Source organism: Labrys sp. F242 (assembly GCF_057813875.1).
The window spans coordinates 1-18,304 of record NZ_JBVASG010000001.1; the positions used below are offsets into that span (position 1 = coordinate 1).

14 protein-coding genes and 1 pseudogene are annotated in these 18,304 nt (G+C 63.2%); 7 read left to right on the top strand and 8 right to left on the bottom strand.

The window, feature by feature from the left end; genetic code table 11:
- From ACZYTC_RS00005 to ACZYTC_RS00025, 5 genes and pseudogenes are all read left to right on the top strand, one after another.
- Nucleotides 1–134, top strand: a pseudogene (locus ACZYTC_RS00005) (succinate--CoA ligase subunit alpha); the annotation flags it as partial.
- 67 nt (nucleotides 135–201) lie between these two features.
- Nucleotides 202–3,150 (top strand): 2-oxoglutarate dehydrogenase E1 component, encoded by a 2,949-nt coding sequence (locus ACZYTC_RS00010; protein ID WP_488988637.1) that lies wholly within the window; start codon nucleotides 202–204, stop codon nucleotides 3,148–3,150.
- A gap of 190 nt (nucleotides 3,151–3,340) precedes the next feature.
- Nucleotides 3,341–4,594: a 2-oxoglutarate dehydrogenase complex dihydrolipoyllysine-residue succinyltransferase gene (odhB, locus tag ACZYTC_RS00015; protein ID WP_488988638.1), complete on the top strand. Its 1,254-nt coding sequence runs from the start codon at nucleotides 3,341–3,343 to the stop codon at nucleotides 4,592–4,594.
- A gap of 178 nt (nucleotides 4,595–4,772) precedes the next feature.
- A complete protein-coding gene (lpdA, locus tag ACZYTC_RS00020) occupies nucleotides 4,773–6,173 on the top strand; it encodes a dihydrolipoyl dehydrogenase (RefSeq protein ID WP_434958116.1) in 1,401 nt (466 codons plus the stop codon).
- Nucleotides 6,174–6,411: 238 nt separating this feature from the next.
- The gene (locus tag ACZYTC_RS00025; protein ID WP_434958115.1) at nucleotides 6,412–7,149 is read left to right on the top strand and encodes a LolA family protein; all 738 of its coding nucleotides are present in this window, start codon (nucleotides 6,412–6,414) and stop codon (nucleotides 7,147–7,149) included.
- Nucleotides 7,150–7,193: 44 nt separating this feature from the next.
- Here the strand turns inward: ACZYTC_RS00025 and ACZYTC_RS00030 are convergent, their stop codons facing one another.
- The 7 genes from ACZYTC_RS00030 to ACZYTC_RS00060 form a co-directional block, all read right to left on the bottom strand.
- Nucleotides 7,194–7,805, bottom strand: coding sequence for a hypothetical protein (locus tag ACZYTC_RS00030; RefSeq protein ID WP_441770120.1), 612 nt, complete (start codon nucleotides 7,803–7,805; stop codon nucleotides 7,194–7,196).
- Complete coding sequence (locus tag ACZYTC_RS00035; protein WP_434958113.1) at nucleotides 7,802–8,440, bottom strand: hypothetical protein; 639 nt, start codon at nucleotides 8,438–8,440, stop codon at nucleotides 7,802–7,804. The genes ACZYTC_RS00030 and ACZYTC_RS00035 overlap by 4 nt, the downstream gene beginning before the upstream one ends.
- Nucleotides 8,437–9,174 carry a MotA/TolQ/ExbB proton channel family protein gene (locus ACZYTC_RS00040; RefSeq protein WP_441770121.1) on the bottom strand — a complete coding sequence of 246 codons (738 nt, stop codon included), beginning with the start codon at nucleotides 9,172–9,174 and terminating at the stop codon, nucleotides 8,437–8,439. The genes ACZYTC_RS00035 and ACZYTC_RS00040 overlap by 4 nt, the downstream gene beginning before the upstream one ends.
- A gap of 258 nt (nucleotides 9,175–9,432) precedes the next feature.
- A complete protein-coding gene (holA, locus tag ACZYTC_RS00045; RefSeq protein ID WP_441770122.1) occupies nucleotides 9,433–10,461 on the bottom strand; it encodes a DNA polymerase III subunit delta in 1,029 nt (342 codons plus the stop codon).
- A 122-nt stretch (nucleotides 10,462–10,583) separates the two neighbouring features.
- A complete protein-coding gene (gene lptE / locus ACZYTC_RS00050; RefSeq protein ID WP_488988639.1) occupies nucleotides 10,584–11,114 on the bottom strand; it encodes an LPS assembly lipoprotein LptE in 531 nt (176 codons plus the stop codon).
- On the bottom strand, nucleotides 11,101–13,728 hold the full coding sequence (gene leuS, locus ACZYTC_RS00055) for a leucine--tRNA ligase (protein WP_488988640.1): 2,628 nt from the start codon (nucleotides 13,726–13,728) through the stop codon (nucleotides 11,101–11,103). Before leuS ends, lptE begins: the two co-directional genes overlap by 14 nt.
- Nucleotides 13,729–14,019: 291 nt before the next feature.
- Nucleotides 14,020–15,111, bottom strand: coding sequence for a nucleoside hydrolase (locus ACZYTC_RS00060; RefSeq protein ID WP_441770125.1), 1,092 nt, complete (start codon nucleotides 15,109–15,111; stop codon nucleotides 14,020–14,022).
- Between the two features lie 278 nt (nucleotides 15,112–15,389).
- Here ACZYTC_RS00060 and ACZYTC_RS00065 point away from each other — a divergent pair, with 278 nt between their 5' ends.
- Nucleotides 15,390–16,508, top strand: coding sequence for a vWA domain-containing protein (locus ACZYTC_RS00065; protein WP_434958107.1), 1,119 nt, complete (start codon nucleotides 15,390–15,392; stop codon nucleotides 16,506–16,508).
- Nucleotides 16,509–16,682: 174 nt separating this feature from the next.
- On the opposite strand, the gene ACZYTC_RS00070 is transcribed toward ACZYTC_RS00065, so the two are convergent.
- Entirely contained in the window at nucleotides 16,683–17,444 is a 762-nt protein-coding gene (locus tag ACZYTC_RS00070; RefSeq protein WP_441770126.1) for a hypothetical protein, read from the bottom strand.
- Nucleotides 17,445–17,635: 191 nt separating this feature from the next.
- Here ACZYTC_RS00070 and ACZYTC_RS00075 point away from each other — a divergent pair, with 191 nt between their 5' ends.
- The gene (locus ACZYTC_RS00075) at nucleotides 17,636–18,298 is read left to right on the top strand and encodes a YggS family pyridoxal phosphate-dependent enzyme (RefSeq protein WP_488988641.1); all 663 of its coding nucleotides are present in this window, start codon (nucleotides 17,636–17,638) and stop codon (nucleotides 18,296–18,298) included.
- Nucleotides 18,299–18,304 lie beyond the last annotated feature (6 nt).

An 18,304-nucleotide genomic window follows, 5' to 3' on the forward strand; every position in this document is an offset into this window, starting at 1 on the left:
ATGCCGGCGCCATCATCTCCGGCGGCAAGGGCGATGCCGGCTCCAAGATCGCCGCGCTCGAAGCCGCTGGCGTCAGGGTATCCCCATCCCCCGCTCGCCTCGGTACCACGCTCACCGAATTGCTGAAGGGCTGAAGCCAAAAAGGGGCTGAGATCGGACCGGGGCCGTCGCCCCGGCCCTCGGAACCGAAGGAACGGGACGATGGATCGTCAAGACGACATGAACCTGCAAAGCTTCGCCTATAGTGGCGACGCCGAGTATCTCGAAGATCTCTATGCGCGCTACGAGGACAATCCGTCCTCGGTCGACGGCGAGTGGGCGGCCTTCTTTGCCGGTCTCGCCGACGACAAGGCGATCGTCGAGAAGAATGCGCGTGGCGCGAGTTGGGCCAGACCCAACTGGCCGATTGCGGCCAATGGTGAAATCGTCTCGGCCCTCGACAGCAATTGGGGCCAGATCGAGAAGAAGGTCGGCGAGAAGATCAAGGCCAAGGCGGATGCCCAGGGCGCGGCCATCTCCTCCGAGGCCATGCTGCAGGCGACGCGCGACTCGGTGCGTGCCATCATGCTGATCCGCGCCTATCGCATGCGCGGCCACCTCTTCGCCAATCTCGATCCACTCGGTCTGCAGGAAGCGCGCGATCACGAAGAGCTGCATCCGCAGACCTATGGCTTTTCGGAAGCCGACCTCGATCGCAAGATCTTCATCGACCATGTCCTCGGTCTGGAATTCGCGACCATCCGCGAGATCGAGACGATCCTCAAGCGCACCTATTGTTCGACCCTCGGTGTCGAGTTCATGCATGTCTCCGATCCCGCCCAGAAGGCCTGGATCCAGCAGCGCATCGAAGGGGCGGACAAGGAGATCACCTTCACCCGCGAGGGCAAGCGCGCAATCCTTTCCAAGCTGATCGAGGCCGAAGGCTTCGAGAAGTTCATCGACGTCAAATATACCGGCACCAAGCGCTTCGGCCTCGACGGTTCGGAATCGGCCATTCCCGCGCTGGAGCAGATCATCAAGCGCGGCGGCGCGCTCGGCGTGCAGGACATCGTGCTGGGCATGGCCCATCGCGGCCGCCTCAACGTGCTCGCCCAGGTGATGGGCAAGCCGCATCGCGCCATCTTCCACGAGTTCAAGGGCGGTTCCTATACGCCCGACGACGTGGAAGGCTCCGGCGACGTGAAATACCACCTCGGTGCCTCGTCGGACCGCGAGTTCGACGGCAACAAGGTGCATCTGTCACTGACCGCCAATCCGTCCCATCTCGAGATCGTCGATCCCGTGGTGCTCGGCAAGGTGCGCGCCAAGCAGGACCAGCATGGCGACACCGATTCGCGCGCCAAGGTGATGCCGCTGCTCATCCATGGCGATGCTGCTTTTGCCGGCCAGGGCGTGGTCGCCGAATGCCTGGGCCTGTCGGGCCTGAAGGGGCACCGCACCGGCGGCTCGATGCATTTCATCATCAACAACCAGATCGGCTTCACCACCTATCCGCGCTATTCGCGCTCTTCGCCCTATCCTTCCGACGTGGCGAAGATGATCGAGGCGCCGATCTTCCATGTGAATGGCGACGATCCGGAGGCGGTGGTGTTCGCCGCCAAGGTGGCGACGGAATTCCGCCAGACCTTCCACAAGACGGTCGTCATCGACATGTTCTGCTATCGCCGCTTCGGGCACAACGAGGGCGACGAGCCGGGCTTCACCCAGCCCCTGATGTATCGCAAGATCCGCTCGCATCCGGGCGTGGTCGAGCTTTACTCGAACAGGCTGATCGAGACCGGCGTGGTCACCGCCGGCGAGGTCGAGAAGATGAAGGCCGACTGGCGCGCGCGCCTGGAGGCCGAACAAGAGGCTGGCCAAGCCTACAGGCCCAACAAGGCCGATTGGCTCGACGGGCAGTGGGCCGGCCTCAAGGCGATCGGTTCGGGTGACGACGATCCGCGCCGCGGCGCTACCGGCGTCGATATGGCCAAGCTCACCCAGATCGGCAATGCGCTGACCAAGCTCCCGGAAGGCTTCCAGGTCCACAAGACCATCCAGCGCTTCATGGAAACGCGCCGGAAGATGATCGAGACCGGTGAGGGGCTCGATTGGGCGACCGCCGAGGCCATGGCGTTCGGCACGTTGTGCGACGAGGGCCATCGCGTGCGGCTCTCGGGCCAGGACTGCGAGCGCGGCACCTTCTCCCAGCGCCATTCCGTGCTGATCGACCAGGAGACGGAGAAGCGCTACACGCCGCTCAAGAACATCCGCGGAGGTCAGGGCAAATACGAGGTCATCAACTCGATGCTCTCGGAAGAGGCCGTGCTCGGCTTCGAATATGGCTACTCGCTGGCCGAGCCCAAGGCGCTGACCCTGTGGGAAGCCCAGTTCGGTGACTTCGCCAATGGCGCCCAGGTGGTGTTCGACCAGTTCATCTCCTCGGGCGAGCGCAAATGGCTGCGCATGTCCGGCCTGGTCTGCCTGCTGCCGCATGGCTATGAGGGGCAGGGGCCCGAGCATTCCTCTGCCCGCCTCGAGCGCTTCCTGCAGATGTGCGCCGAGGACAACATGCAGGTCGCCAACTGCACGACGCCATCGAACTATTTCCACATCCTGCGCCGGCAGCTCAAGCGCGACATCCGCAAGCCCTTGATCCTGATGACGCCGAAATCGCTGCTGCGCCACAAGCGCTGCGTCTCCAAGCTCAGCGAGATGGGGGCCGACACCACCTTCCATCGCATCCTGTGGGATGATGCCCAGTTCGGCAATTCCACCACCAAGCTGGTGGCGGACGAGAAGATCCGGCGTGTCATCCTGTGCACGGGCAAGGTCTATTACGACCTGCTCGACGAGCGCGAGAAGCGGGGCATCGACGACATCTATCTGCTGCGCGTCGAGCAGCTCTATCCCTTCCCCCTGAAGTCGCTGGCCAACGAGCTGTCGCGCTTCCGCAAGGCCGATGTGGTCTGGTGCCAGGAAGAGCCCAAGAACATGGGCTCCTGGTCCTTCGTCGAGCCCTATCTGGAATGGGTGCTGGGGCAGGCGGGCACCAAGGCCAAGCGGGCTGCCTATGCCGGCCGTCCGGCTTCCGCCGCGACCGCAACGGGGCTGATGTCCAAGCATCTGGCCCAGTTGCAAGCCTTCACCGACGAAGCCCTGACGATCTGACGGGCTCACTTCGCACCGGCGGGCGGGATCTGTTCCCGCCTGCCGCAACTCCCCAGAGCAAAAGCGCGTTTTGATGAAAACGCTTCCTTGCTCTAACTTTTTGTATGGACGCGTCTTTGCGATTCTTGGCGATTCCGCCAGATCGCAAAACGCTTTGAAAAAGAGGGCGCCTCAAGGCGGGCGTGAGAGCATGGCGACGGAAATCAAGGTGCCGACCCTGGGCGAATCGGTCACGGAAGCCACCATCGGTAAATGGTTCAAGAAGCCGGGTGAGGCCGTGAGGGCCGACGAGCCATTGGTGGAACTCGAGACCGACAAGGTCACGCTGGAAGTCAATGCCCCGGCCGCCGGCGTGCTTGGCGAGATCCTGGCCAAGACCGGCGAGACCGTTGGGCCGGGCGCCACGCTCGGCACCATCGGGGCGGGCTCCGGCACAGCCGCTGCCCCGGCCGCCGCGCCCACTCCGGCTCCTGCCACTCCTGCACCAGCCCCTGCTGCGCCGGCCGCCGCCGCGCCGGCTGCTTCCGCTGTTCCGCCTTCGCCCGCCGCGGCCAAGATCGCCGCCGATCGCGGGCTCGACCCCGCCCAGATCGAAGGGTCTGGCCGCCGCGGCCAGGTGCTCAAGGGCGATGTGCTTACGGCTCAGCCGGCCCCAACCACGGCCCCGGCTGCAGCTCCCGCACCGGCTCCTGCCGCTGCTCCGGTGCCATCAGCTCCGCGGGTCGCTTCGCCCCCGGCCGATGCCGCGCGCGAGGAACGCGTGCGCATGACCAAGCTGCGCCAGACCATCGCCCGCCGCCTCAAGGAAGCGCAGGCCAATGCGGCCATGCTGACGACCTTCAACGAGGTCGACATGACCAACGTCATGGCGCTGCGCAACCAGTACAAGGATCTGTTCGAGAAGAAGCACGGCGTGAAGCTCGGCTTCATGTCCTTCTTCGTGCGGGCTTGCACCCAGGCCCTCAAGGAGATGCCGGCCGTCAATGCCGAGATCGACGGGCAGGACGTCATCTACAAGAACTATTGCCACGTCGGCGTCGCCGTCGGCACCGACAAGGGCCTCGTCGTGCCGGTGATCCGGGATGCCGAGACGCTCGGCCTCGCCGGCATCGAGAAGACCATCGCCGATTTCGGTAAGCGCGCGCGTGATGGCCAGCTCAAGATCGAGGAGATGCAGGGCGGCACCTTCACCATCTCCAATGGCGGCGTCTATGGATCGCTGATGTCGACGCCGATCCTCAATGCGCCCCAGTCGGCCATCCTCGGCATGCACAAGATCCAGGAGCGTCCGATGGTCATCGGCGGCCAGATCGTGGCGCGTCCGATGATGTATCTGGCGCTGTCCTATGACCATCGCATCATTGACGGCAAGGAAGCGGTCACCTTTCTGGTGCGCGTCAAGGAGAGCCTGGAGGATCCGGCTCGTCTGGTACTGGATCTGTAAAATTTTACCCTCCCCTGCAGGGGGAGGGTCGACGCGTAGCGTCGGGGTGGGGTGGTGGCTCAACATTGCGGAGCGCTACCACACTTGGTCGTATCGACGGGCGCGCGGAAATCACCCCACCCCGGCCTCCGGCCGACCCTCCCCCTCCAGGGGAGGGTAAAGAAAAACGAGAAAGCCCATGCCCTCTCATGATCTCGTCGTTATCGGCACTGGCCCCGGCGGTTATGTCTGCGCCATTCGCGCCGCCCAGCTCGGCATGAATGTCGCAGTGGTCGAGAAGCGTGCCACCTATGGCGGCACCTGCCTCAATGTCGGCTGCATCCCGTCCAAGGCGCTACTGCACGCTTCCGAACTGTTCGACGAGGCCGGGCATGGCTTCAAGGCCTTCGGCATCGAAGTGCCGGCGCCCGTGCTCAATCTCGGCCAGATGCTGAAGCACAAGCAGGAGACCGTGGACGCCAATGTCCAGGGCGTTGCCTTCCTGTTCAAGAAGAACAAGATCACGGCCTATCGAGGCACCGGCAAGATCCTCGCTGCCGGCAAGGTCGAGGTGACGGCCGAAGACGGTTCGGTTGAAACGCTGGAAACCAAGTCGATCGTGATCGCCACGGGTTCGGATGTCGCCCAGCTTCCCGGCGTCACCATCGACGAGAAGACCGTGGTTTCCTCCACAGGCGCGCTCGAGCTCGCCACCGTGCCGAAGAAGCTGGTCGTCATCGGCGCCGGCGTGATCGGCCTCGAGCTCGGCTCGGTATGGCGCCGCCTCGGCGCCGAGGTTACGGTGGTCGAATTCCTTGATCGTATCCTGCCCGGCATGGATGGCGAGGTCGTCAAGCAGGCCCAGCGTCTGCTCGGCCGCCAGGGCATCGAGTTCAAGCTCGCCACCAAGGTCACCGGTGTCGAGACCAGCGCTGCGGGTGCCGTCGTCTCCGTGGAACCGGTGGCGGGCGGCGACAAGCAAACCATCGCAGCCGACATCGTGCTGGTCGCCACCGGCCGTCGGCCCTATACGGACGGCCTTGGCCTGGAGGAAGCCGGTGTCGTCACGGAGCGTGGGCGGGTTGTTATCGACGACCATTTCGCCACCAATGTCCCCGGCATCTATGCCATCGGAGACGTGGTGCGCGGGCCAATGCTGGCGCATAAGGGCGAGGACGAGGGCATTGCCGTCGCCGAGATCCTGGCCGGCCAGCACGGTCATGTGAACTACGACGTCATTCCGGCGGTGGTTTACACCTATCCCGAGATCGCTTCGGTGGGTAAGACCGAGGAAGAGCTCAAATCGGCCGGTATCGCCTACAAGGTCGGCAAATTCCCCTTCACCGCCAATGGCCGTGCCCGCGCCAACCGCACCACCGAAGGTTTCGTCAAGGTAATTGCGGATGCGAGCACGGACCGCGTGCTCGGCGTGCACATCCTTGGTGCCGGTGCCGGCGAGATGATCCATGAAGGCGTGGTGCTGATGGAGTTCACCGGCTCATCCGAGGATCTCGCCCGTTCCTGCCACGCGCATCCGACCATGTCGGAAGCCGTCAAGGAGGCAGCGCTGGCCGTCGAAGGACGTGCGATCCATATTTGATCGCGGCTTCTGCACGGCTTTGTTGTTGCAAAGCCGCTAAAAGGCCATAGACACGCTTTAGGGCACATTCCCCAGAGCAAAGCGCGTTTGGTGAAACGTCGCTTTGCTCTGGTCCTTCGCTTAGACGCGTCTTTGCGATTCTTGGTGAGACCCTCGAATCGCAAAACGCTTTGGGATTTGCCCCATTCGTTTCCAGTTGCCGGTTCCGGTCTCCGCGCCGGTCGTCTCGGAGTTTGCAATGCCTTTTGCCCGTACCGTTCTCGTCGCTCTGAGCCTGTCCTTGCTGGCCGGCACTGCCTATGGGCAGAACGAGTCCGGTACGCCGCCCGCCGCCACGGTGCCGGCTGCCGCCGACGCCCTGCCGTCACCCGACTTGGTCGCCTCGGGCCAGCCTTTGGAAATCGATACCCATCGCATCAATCCCAAGGCACTCAGTGCGGCCGACAAGGCGACACTCGACCAGATCGACAGTTATTTCAACAATATCAAATTCTTCTCAGGCAGCTTCGTGCAGGTCGGCTCTGACGGTAAGCGCATCAATGGCAAGTTCTGGGTGTCCAAGCCCGGCCGCATGCGCTTCGACTATGACCCGCCGTCCTCGCTGCAACTGCTGGCGGATGGCACCTCGGTGGCCGTTCGCAACCGCAAGCTCAACACCCAGGATCTCTATTTCATCAAGCAGACGCCGCTGCGCTTTCTATTGGCCGACAGGCTCGATTTGATCGAGGATTCCAGGGTGCTGGCGGTCGGGCGCGAAGCGGCCGGAATCAGCGTCATCCTGGAGGAAGGGTCGGCAGCCAGCGGCGGCAAGTCCCGCATACAGCTGACCTTTCCGGCACCGAACTACGATCTGAAGCAGTGGACCGTCACCGATCCGCAGGGCTACGACACCACGGTGACGATCTCCGGCATCGATCGCAAGCTGCAGTTGCCGGATCGGATCTTCTATATCGACCAGACCAAGATCCTGAAATAGGACCCAGGAAGAGCCGATATCGAGGTGTACTGAAGCAGGTCCGTTCATTGTGCCGGCTCGGTCAGTTCCTTTTCCGGCAGGATCGGCTTTGGCAGGGGAATGAGGTCGACATTCTTGGATTGGCCGCCGAGAAAGGCCGGATCGAGCACCCCGCCTCCGGAAGGGTCGCCGCCCGGCGGTGCGTTTACATTGATGGGGCCGGAAACACCCTCGGTCGAGGACGGATTCCCATAATAACGGGGCTTGCCGCCAACCAGCATGCCGTCCTTGATCTGGGTCTGCGCCTGGTTGACCCGATCGGCCAATTGTCGCGAATAGGGCAGGAGATAGGAGCGGGGTTCACCGCTGGGCAAATTGGCCGCATCGAGTTCCTCGACCCAAAGATGCACCGCGCCCGGATTGGCGTGTGCCGGATCGGGCTCGACCACATAGGTCCACAACACCTTGAAACGCTCGGGCAAGGCCCTTGGCGCGGACCAGCCGAGCAGGCCCTGCGTGGAGAAGAAGACCGCGACGTAGAAGGAACTGGCAGCCAAGATCGCCGCCACCTTCGCCAGCCGGTTGAATGCCAGCTTGCTCACGATAGCAAGGAGCAAGGCCGCCGTCGTGACATAGGCCAGCGTGAGAAGAAGCACATGGATCTGGACCCAGCTCATGGCTTGGCACCATTCGCGCGGGGATTGTAGAAGGTCTGCAGGATCGATTTCGGCGTCCGATCGACCTTCGTCACCGCGCCCTTTTCATCCATGGTAAAGCGTAGCGCAGTCTTCTCGGTGCCGCCGTCGACAACCTCCAGCGTCTCCTTGGCCACGATGGTCACCTTGGGGTTGAGCTTTTGCAGCGTCACTGTCACGGGCACCATACGACCCGTCAGCGCAGTGAAGTGGTAGACGTTGATGGTGTAGTCCCCGGCGACGAAGCCTCGGATGCTGACCAGTTCCTGCCGGGTCGCCGTCGGAACCTTGCTGCCATTCACCATGACGAAATCGTTGATGCCACCTCTGTCGTCGCGATCGAGCAGCATGAAGCCAGCCTCCCGGCGGCGGTACCAGACCACATTGCCAAGCGGGTCCTGGACGAAAATATCCATGTCGTCGGGGTGGTTGTCCGGCCAGTCCATGCTGATCAGGAATTCGGCCTTGCTGTCGACCTTGCCGTTGTCAGCCTTGGGTGCCACGATGATCAAGGCGATGAAGAACAGGAAGGCGACGACCTGCAGCGCCTTGAACAGCACCACGCTGAACGGATCGAACGCCTCCTCGCGAGGCATCAGGTCGAAATCGTCGATCATGCCGCCTGAGCCCGCCGCTCCAGCGCCGAGACCACATAGACCTCGGTAATATCCACGGCGAAGGCAAAGATGGCGGCGGTGGCGTTCTCCAGGAATTGATACTGGATCTTCAAGAGGATGGAGCCGGCCAGCCCGACGAGCGTGGTATACATGGCCACGGCCATGCCGTCGCTCATCAGCGACATCGAGATTCGCATGGCCGCGTGATCTTCGATGTCGAGGCCGGCAATAGGCGCCAGCATCATGATGAACCCGATGATGGTGCCCAGGAGCCCCAGCTTCATCAGGGTGTCGCTGGCAAAGGCGCCCAGGCCGTTCGAACCCCGCAGGCGATTGGCGAGAACACGCAGCAGCAGCGTCTGGTCGAGGCGCATATGCCCCTGCAGGCTGGCTTTCGTCTTGAGGTCCCGGATATGGGACGAGACAAGTCCGGCCGGCAGCTCCTTGACGAGATCGATTTTCGGCTCATTGGAACGACCGTTCTCGTAGCGGACGAGAAGCCGCGCCGACCGCAGGGCTGCTTGCCCCTCCTTCGAGATGATCAGGACGCGCCACAGGCAGTGCAGGCTGGCGACGACATATAGAACGGCAATGACGACGGAGATGAAGGTGCGGTCACTCGCAACCATTCTGGCGATCAGCCCGAAATACCATGCCAGCAGGAAGGCGAATAAAGTCACGCCGGTAAAGATCAACCAGGCCGGAAGCGGATCGCTGCCTGGCAAGTCTGCCACTTCCTCTGTCCTCAACGCGTCCTCCCTGCTGAATTCCGGCCGCCTCCAGGGCTAGCTCTCGCGCATTCAGAAGGATAGGATGAGGTATTTTCGGTATTCTGTCTTTATTTCTTCGATGAATGTAAATTAATAAGGGCTTTATTAGAGTAATCGACAGTTGTTGTGGCCGTGAAGTTGCTTCCTGTTCTATGGCTGGGCATCGAGGGTGAAGGCCCGAGGCCAGCGCTGCAGGAAAAGGCTCGCCCAGGGCAGGCAGGATCAGCGCCGGGCCTTCGCCATGAGGGCGATCCGCATCAAGGCGCGCGAGACGATCGCCTGCCCCAGGGCAGCATTGCGGCGGGCATCGAGCACGGCGTCCGACAGGTCGGCCACAATGCGATCGAGCCTCGCCATCGTCAGGGCCGCAAGCTGAGCCGAGACGCCGGCCTTGCGGCGAAAATGCACCTGCATGCCCATCGAATCGACGACGGCGGCCGCAGGACGGCCCTTCTCGACCTCGCCTCGCAGGCGGTGAAGCAGGAGAGCGTGACGCAGAGCCGTTCCTGCCAGCTGAGAGGTGTTGACCCCTTCATTCCAGGCCTTGGCCAAGGTGGAGTCGAGCAGGTCGGCCCGGCCGGAAAAGGCGGCGTCGATGATCTCGTCGGTGGCGAGCGCGCTGGCATCGCCCACCACAGCCTCGACATCGCTCAGTTCGATACGCCCGGCACCGTGGGCATAGAGCGTCAGCTTCTTCAGCTCGCTGCGGGTGGCCAGGCGATCGCCGCCGAGAAGGCCAATCAGCGTCTCGCGCGCTTCGGGCGCGATGGTCAGGCCTGAAATGGCGACTTCCTCGGCGATGATCTGACCGATATTGGCATTTTCGTCGCCGAAGCAGGCGATTACCGCCCCGGCTCGCGATTTCTCCACCAGGGAAACCAAAGCGTGGTTCTTCTTGAGATCGCCGGCTTCGATCACCACCCGGCAGGCCGCTGGCGGGTTGGCGAGCACGGGCTCGACCGCCGGCACGATGTTGCGGCTGCCGGCCCGCAGGCGCACGGCGCGGCGCCCCCCGAAGAGGGGAATGGTGAAGACTTCGTCGGCCAGGCGGGCCGGGTCGCCGCTGATTTCGTCACCGTCGAGGCGAACGAGCTGGAAAGGATCGTCGATATCGTCGACTGAGGCCGCCACGAGTGCACGGACACGTTCGCTCACCAGGCCAGTATCCGGCCCATAGACCATGATCACCGCGAAATGGGCGTCCGGTTTCTTGATGAAGGCATCGACGGCGCGCCGTTCGATGGAGGCCATGTATCGTTACTGCCTATGGTGTCGTTACTGCCTGTGGTGCCTTGCGTTGCACCGAAGCAGGCGGGGTTACGGAACCAGGGATAGGGTGAGGCGCGCCGGACGGGCGTGCCTCACCCCGGCGATCAGGGGTGATCGGCGAGCCAGGTTGCCAGCCGAAGCCGGATCTGGTCGGCCATCACGTCGGCCGCATCGTTCTCGGCATTGCGCCGCGCCCGCACGCTGGCGAAACGCTGCAGGCCGGAATTATAGGACTTGCGCGCGAAGTTCTTCGCCTTGAGCAGGATCTTGTCCGTGGCCGGATCGAGCAGCGTATAATCCGTCGTCAGCGTCACGGTGTCGACCTGGGGCGTAGCGTTCAGTGCATCGACCAGCGCGGAATCGAAGCTGGACGACGTCGCAAGCACCAGCCGGTAGCGCGACGGCGGCCCTTCGGCGCCGCCCGTGAGATTGAACGACAGGCGGTTGCGTACCTGCTGGCCGACACGGTCGTCGACCGGATCGATGGCGATGGAAGCAAGGCGCCCCTTCAGCCCGGGCGAGCCGTTGCCGGGATCCGCCAGCATCGGGCGGAAGCAGCCGCCCAGCATCACGGCCGGCAGGAGGGCGAGGGCGAACAGCGCACCGCGGCGCGAGGTCTGACTAGACGACGACATTCACAATCCTTCCCGGCACGACGATGATCTTTTTGGGAGAGCGCCCTTCCAGCACACGCTGGACGGTTTCATCAGCCAGTGTGGCAGCTTCGACTTCCTTTGGCGATGCCGTTTTCGGCACGGTAAGATCGGCTCGCTTCTTGCCGTTGAACTGCACCGGCAGGGTGATGGTGTCGTCTTCCAGCAAAGCAGGATCGGCCACAGGCCAGGAAGCCTCGGCCACCAGGCCCTGACAGCCCAGCACGCTCCAGCATTCCTCGGCCAGATGGGGCATCATCGGCGCGATCAACTGCACCAGCATGACGCCGGCTTCCTTCAGGGCGGCGGCGAGATTGGCAGGCACCGCCTCGGCGTTCTTGGTGCCGTCCAACGCGCGCCCGAGACTGTTTACCAGCGTGTAGATATGCGCCACGCAGCGGTTGAAGCCGAGGCGCTCGATATCGGCTTCGACGGCGGCCAGGGCCCGGTGCGCGGCCTTGCGCACGGCCAGAACGTCGTCCTCGCTCGCGGTGGGGCCGACGGGAGAGGCCGTATGGGCGGCGATCTCGTTGACGATGCGCCAGATGCGCTGCACGAAGCGGCCGGCGCCCTGTACACCGTCCTCGGTCCAGATTACGTCGCGCTCGGGCGGCGAGTCCGACAGCATGAACCAGCGTGCCGTGTCGGCGCCGTAGTCGGCGATGATGTCGTCGGGATCGACGACATTCTTCTTCGACTTCGACATCTTCTCGATCGAGCCGATCTCGACCGGTTCGCCCGTGCGGTTGTTGAAGGCACGGCGCTCGGCACCATCGCCCTCGATGCGCACGTCGGCCGGCACCACCCACTCGCCATTGTCGGCGCGATAGGTCTCGTGCACCACCATGCCCTGGGTGAACAGGCCCTTGAAGGGCTCATCCAGGCCGACATGGCCTGTCTTCTTCATGGCGCGCACGAAGAAGCGGCTATAGAGCAGATGCAGGATGGCGTGCTCGATGCCGCCGATATATTGGTCGACCGGCAGCCAGGCATCGACTTCCTTACGGACTGTCGGTGCCGTCTCGATCCACGGATCGGTGAAACGCGCAAAATACCAGGACGAATCGACGAAGGTGTCCATCGTGTCCGTCTCGCGGCGGGCCGGTTTGCCGCATTGCGGGCAGTCGACATGGCGCCAGGTCGGATGATGGTCGAGCGGATTGCCGGGCCGGTCGAAGGTGACGTCGTCGGGCAGCTTGACCGGCAGGTCCTTCTTGGGCACCGGCACGACGCCGCAGACCTCGCAATGGATCACCGGAATCGGGCAGCCCCAATAGCGCTGGCGCGAGATGCCCCAGTCGCGCAGGCGGAAATTGACCTTGCGCTCGGCCACGGGCGCGTTGCCGCGCGTCCGGCTCTCCAGCCGGCGGGCCACTTCTTCCTTGGCCTGCTCGATGGTCATGCCGTCGAGGAAACGCGAATTGATCATCCGCCCTTCGCCGTCATAGGCGATGTCGGTGATCACGAAGCTGGCGGGGTCCTGGTCGGGCGGGCACACGACCGGCGTGTTGCCGAGACCATAGGCGTTGACGAAATCGAGGTCGCGCTGATCATGCGCCGGGCAGCCGAAGATGGCGCCCGTGCCATATTCCATCAGCACGAAATTGGCGACGTAAACAGGCAGCTTCCAGTCCGGATCGAAGGGATGCACGGCGCGGATGCCGGTATCGAATCCCTTCTTCTCGGCCGTTTCGATCACGGCCGCCGAGGTACCCGTACGCCCAATCTCCTCGATGAACGCGGCCAGCTCCGGATTGTTCGCGGCGGCAGCCTTGGCGAGCGGATGGTCGGCAGCTACGGCCATGAACTTGGCGCCGAACAGCGTATCGGGGCGGGTGGTATAGATCAGGAGCTCGTTCTCGCCCTGCGGCGCCGTGGCCGCGTCGAGTTCGAAGCGCACCTGCAGGCCTTCCGACCGGCCGATCCAGTTCTTCTGCATCAGCCGGACCTTCTCCGGCCAGCGATCCAGCGTGTCCAGGGCCGAGAGCAGGTCCTGCGAATAATCGGTGATCTTGAAGAACCACTGGGTCAGTTCGCGCTGCTCGACCAGGGCGCCCGAGCGCCAGCCGCGGCCGTCGATCACCTGCTCGTTGGCGAGCACGGTATGGTCGACCGGGTCCCAGTTGACCTTGGAAACCTTGCGCTCCACCAGGCCGGCCTGCAGGAAGTCCAGGAACATCGCCTGCTGGTGGCGGTAATAAGAGGGATCGCAGGTTGCGATCTCGCGGCTCCAGTCCAGCGACAGGCCCATCGACTTGAGCTGGCCGCGCATGGTGTCGATATTGGCATAGGTCCATTTGGCCGGATGCGACTTGTTCTGCATCGCGGCATTCTCGGCCGGCATGCCGAAGGCATCCCAGCCCATGGGATGCAGCACGTTGAAGCCCTTGGCCCGGCGATAGCGCGCCACCACGTCGCCCATGGTGTAGTTGCGCACATGGCCCATATGGATGCGCCCGGAGGGATAGGGGAACATCTCGAGCACGTAATAGCGCGGACGCGGATCCTCATTCCTGGTTTCGAAGATCGCCTGGTCGGCCCAGATCTTCTGCCATCTGGGCTCGGCGTCGCGGGCGTTATAGCGCTCGGTGGTCATGGGGGAGGGAACTCGGAGTTGAATAGTCAACTGACAGTTGATTTTGAAACGCCGCTTTTAGCGGGCACGGAGGTGCAAAGCTAGCCTTGTCTCCTTTCGAAGGCCTGAAGAATCTGCGGGAAATCACCCGACAGGGCCGGTACAGGCGCAGTTTTGTCATGCCCGGGCTTGACCCGGGCATCCAGCGTCGACGGATTTCCGCTCTGGAAACGAGAGCTGGATTGCCGGGTCGAGGCCGGTAATGACAAGGGTTGAGCCATCGTCAACGGCCGAACGTCGGGCAGACCCTGCCTACTCGGCCAGCTTGACCGGTACCGGACGGGTCAAGAGGTCGACGTAGAAATCGGAGAAGCGCTTGTTGTCGAACTGCTTGACCACTTTCACCTTCTGCAGGAGGTCCGTCGGCTGCTTCTGCCAATAGCCGAGCGTGCGGCCATAACCAGGCCCGAACGCCACGTCGACGTCGATATAGAGATCGTCGACCTTCGTCGCAAAGCTTGGATCGACCAGATAGGCGAGGGCGAGCGTATCGAATACGCTGGCCTTGGCCTTGTCATCCTTGGCGAATTTCTTGGCCATCCAGCTATCCTGGAAGAGTTTCTGGATCGGGCCGTTGCCAGCGGTCAGGCGATCGAACTCGGGCTTGCCGATCTGGGTGATGTCGGTGACGTCGAGCGGAATCAGGGCTTGCTCGATCGGTTCGCGCATGACGATGCGGGCGGCCTCAGGATCGATCCAGACGTTCATCTCGGCGGCGGGCGTCGTGTTGCCTTTCACGTCAACCGCGCCGGCCATGTAGACGATGCGCTTGATCAGCGGCACGATTTCCGGGTTCTTGCGGATTGCCAGGGCGATGTTGGTGGCCGGCCCGATTACCAAGAGCGAGACCTGGTGCGGATTGGCCTTGATCGTGTCCACGATGAAGTCGACGGCATCGTCCTTGCGCAGCTTGGTTTTCTTGGCAAAGCCGTCCGGCGGGGCGATCAGGTCGGCATCCTTAGGCTGCGGGCGATGGAACGAAGTCTTGTAGCTTTCGCCGAAGCCGAACAAAGCGCGCTCATGCTCGAAGCTGCGGGGATCGTGCACCAAGGGCAGGTTCGCGCCGGCATAGACGCCGACCCTGTCCTCGATGCCGAGGCGTTCGACGGCGCGCAGGGCATCGGCGACTTCCTGCTTCAGCCAATCATTGCCGGTGACCACGGTAATGCCCAGAAGGTCGATCACACCATCCTTCTGCAATTGGGCCGCCATGATCAGCACCTGGCCGTCATCGCCGATCGTCGAGAAATCCGTGTCGAGAATGACTTTTTCGGGGGCAGCGTTGGCTGGCGAAGCCAGGAATGCACCTGCGGCCAGCAGGACGGCCGCCATCAATCGTTTCATCAAAAATTTCCTCCTGGTTTCAAATGTCTTGTCTTCGCCAACGAGCAGCGAGCCTGGCCGCTCGAACGGCGGCGGGGGGCTACATTCCCGCCTGGGGTAGGAGATGGCAAGCCGCCGCGCCGCATCTGGGCCGCGGCTCGACATGTTCCGCAGGAAACAGGTGGCGGCCAAGGACCTCCTTTGCCGCTCTTGCGCCACTGCCAGAGCCCGACTTTGCCATCATCGGTGGCGAGCTTGGCGTGTTGCAACTCGATTGCAGAACGCCCGGGAGATACGCCGTGAAATCCGCCCTTCGCCTCGCTTTCGCGACGGCCAGCCTGCTTGCGCTCGCGATGCCGATCCTGCCTGCCCATGCGACCTCGGATCCGCAGGTGCGGCCGCGCGTCGAGGTTGCCTTCGTGCTCGACACCACCGGCTCGATGGCGAGCTTGATCGACGGTGCCAAGCGCAAGATCTGGTCGATCGCCAATGCCATCGTCGACGCCAATCCTGATGCGGAGATTCGCATCGCCCTGATCGGCTATCGCGACCGCGGCGATGCCTATGTCACCGATGTCCATGCCCTTACGGGTGATATCCAGGGGCTCTATGGCGATCTGGTGCAATATACCGCCGACGGTGGCGGCGACACGCCCGAATCCGTGAACGAGGCTTTGGATAAGGCTGTCCGCAGCCTGCAATGGGATAGCGGAGGCCAGACCCGCAAGATCATCTTCCTGGTGGGGGATGCGCCGCCGCACATGGATTATCCCAATGCGCCTCGCTACCCCGAGATCGTCAAGGCGGCCGTGGCCAAGGGCATCGTGGTCAACACGGTCCAGGCCGGCGATGCCGGCGACACCCGCCAGATCTGGCAGGACATCGCCCGCCGCGGCAATGGCCGCTATTTGCCGATCCCCCAGGATGGCGGGCAGATCGTCGAAGTGCCCACGCCCTATGACGAGGACATCCTGCAACTGCAGCAGTCGCTCGACGATACCGTGCTGCCCTATGGCGATGGCGAAAGGCAGCAGGCCGTCCGCAACAAGATGGATCTGCGCAAGCAGGCGCCGGCCCCGGCTCAGGTCGACAATTCCAGCTTCTACAGCAAGAAGGCCGGACCCAAGGAGGTGGTGACGGGCGAGGGAGATCTCACCGCCGATATCGCCAATGGCCGCCAGAGCCTCGACAAGGTCGCGGCCTCGGCGCTTCCCAAAGTGCTGCAAGGCAAGTCCGAAGCCGAGCGCAAGGCCTATGTCGAAGAGCAACTCTCCAAGCGCAAGGGCCTGCAGGAGAAGCTCGCCGAGATCAATCGCAAGCGCGATGCCTTCGTGGCGGCCGAGCGCACCAAGACCGGCAGAAACAAGGCCGATTCCTTCGATTCAGCCGTGCAGGAAACGCTCAGGCAGCAGCTTTGAGGTGGCTTAAGATTCGTCCGTGAACAAATGAATCGACTTGGCTCGGCCTTTGTCATTGCCAGGCTTGCCCTGGCAATTCAGCCCCCTTTCAGGCAACGAAGACAAGGGCGCTGGTTGCCCGGGTCAAGCCCGGGCATGAAAAAGGCGGTGCTTCAATTATTTCCCGACAATGCCTCACGGCGCCTTCTTGCCCGCGAGCCCGATCAGGCTCTCGAAGGCGGCTGACGTGGCGTGGCCGTCGGCCTTGGCCTTGACCAGGAGCTTGTCCTGATCCTGGGCGAAGACGGCCTGCTCGATCTTGATGTCGAGGCCCGGTATCTGAGGTACGGAGGCCCGGGCCTTGTCCTCGTCGAGGGCCTTGGCCACCGCCGCGGTCAGGCGCTGGTTGAGATTGCCGAGCAGGGCGGTCGCGATTTCGGTGATTTGCGGATCGCCGGTCTTGATCGAGGCTTCTCCCTTCACCCGCAGGGCAACCTGGCGCGGCGTCGGGATGTAGAGCTCGACCGGGATGGTGATGGCAATCCTGTCCGTGGCGATCTTGGTCTTGATCTTCTGTCCCAGCACCTTGGCGCAGCCCCAGGCCGTGACCTTGCCGGCAACGTCGATCACCGCCGTGTCACCCTCGGCGCGAATATGGGCGCTGTCGATGCTGTTGACCACGAGATTGGGGCCCTTGCGGGCACAGGCATCCTCCGGAAACGGCAATTTGCGCGCGATCGCCAGCGCATTGTCCTGCAGGGATTTCAGATCGCCGGTGACGGCGAGGTCGAGCTGGACGCCGCCTGCCTCGCTCTTACTGTCGAGCGATGCGCGGATCGGAATGTCGAGGGGAATACCAAAGACCGGCAGGGATATCGTGGTCGGGCCGATATCGAGGGCGGAGGCTGGCCGTCCCAGACCGCAGATCAGGAGCGCTGCCAGGGTGCTTCGTGCCAAGATCTGCCTTCTTGCCAAAATAGATTTGGCTACCTTGAATCGCATCATCGGCCTACCCTCTCTACGCTACGCTTGCAAATGACTGGAGAGGGCTTTTAGCACGGCCCGGCGAGGTTCCGGTAGCCATGGCCCGCCTGTCCTATTATGTCGAAGGCCTGTTTCGTCTTTCGTCACTCTCTGGAAATCATCTCATGTCCGATGCTCCGGCCCGCCTTGCGGAGGTTCGCCTAGCCATCGCCCGCGCTGAAGCCGATGCGCTGCGTCCCGCCGGTTCGGTGGCGCTGGTCGCCGTTTCCAAGACGTTCGGGCCGGAGGCGATCGAGCCCGTGCTCGCCGCGGGCCAGCGGGTCTTCGGCGAGAATCGCGTGCAGGAGGCGCAGGGCAAGTGGCCTGATCTCAAAGCCGTCTTTCCCGATGTCGAACTGCACCTCATCGGCCCGCTGCAGTCCAACAAGGCCAAGGAGGCGGTCGCCCTGTTCGACGTGATCCATACGGTCGATCGTCCCTCGGTGGCCCAGGCGCTTGCCAAGGAAATCGCCAGGCAGGGCAAGGCACCGCGCTTGCTGGTGCAGGTCAATACGGGCGAGGAGGCTCAGAAGGCCGGTGTTGTTCCTCAGGAGGCCGATGCCTTCATCGCGGCCTGCCGCGACGACTATGGCCTCGCCATCAATGGGCTGATGTGCATTCCGCCGGTGGAGCAGTCGCCCGGGCCGCATTTCGCCCTGCTCGCCAAGATCGCCGCGCGCAACGGGCTTTCGATGCTCTCGATGGGCATGTCGAGCGATTTCGAGACTGCCATCGAGGTCGGCGCCACCCATGTGCGGGTGGGCAGCGCCATCTTCGGGACACGCTGAGCTTTT

Coding starts and splice junctions, on each gene's coding strand:
- ACZYTC_RS00010 (WP_488988637.1), top strand. CDS start 202: ATGGATCGTCAAGACGACATGAACCTGCAAAGCTTCGCCTATAGTGGC.
- ACZYTC_RS00060 (WP_441770125.1), bottom strand. CDS start 15,111: ATGAAACGATTGATGGCGGCCGTCCTGCTGGCCGCAGGTGCATTCCTG.
- leuS (WP_488988640.1), bottom strand. CDS start 13,728: ATGACCACCGAGCGCTATAACGCCCGCGACGCCGAGCCCAGATGGCAG.
- lpdA (WP_434958116.1), top strand. CDS start 4,773: ATGCCCTCTCATGATCTCGTCGTTATCGGCACTGGCCCCGGCGGTTAT.
- odhB (WP_488988638.1), top strand. CDS start 3,341: ATGGCGACGGAAATCAAGGTGCCGACCCTGGGCGAATCGGTCACGGAA.
- ACZYTC_RS00075 (WP_488988641.1), top strand. CDS start 17,636: ATGTCCGATGCTCCGGCCCGCCTTGCGGAGGTTCGCCTAGCCATCGCC.
- ACZYTC_RS00035 (WP_434958113.1), bottom strand. CDS start 8,440: ATGATCGACGATTTCGACCTGATGCCTCGCGAGGAGGCGTTCGATCCG.
- holA (WP_441770122.1), bottom strand. CDS start 10,461: ATGGCCTCCATCGAACGGCGCGCCGTCGATGCCTTCATCAAGAAACCG.
- lptE (WP_488988639.1), bottom strand. CDS start 11,114: ATGTCGTCGTCTAGTCAGACCTCGCGCCGCGGTGCGCTGTTCGCCCTC.
- ACZYTC_RS00025 (WP_434958115.1), top strand. CDS start 6,412: ATGCCTTTTGCCCGTACCGTTCTCGTCGCTCTGAGCCTGTCCTTGCTG.
- ACZYTC_RS00030 (WP_441770120.1), bottom strand. CDS start 7,805: ATGAGCTGGGTCCAGATCCATGTGCTTCTTCTCACGCTGGCCTATGTC.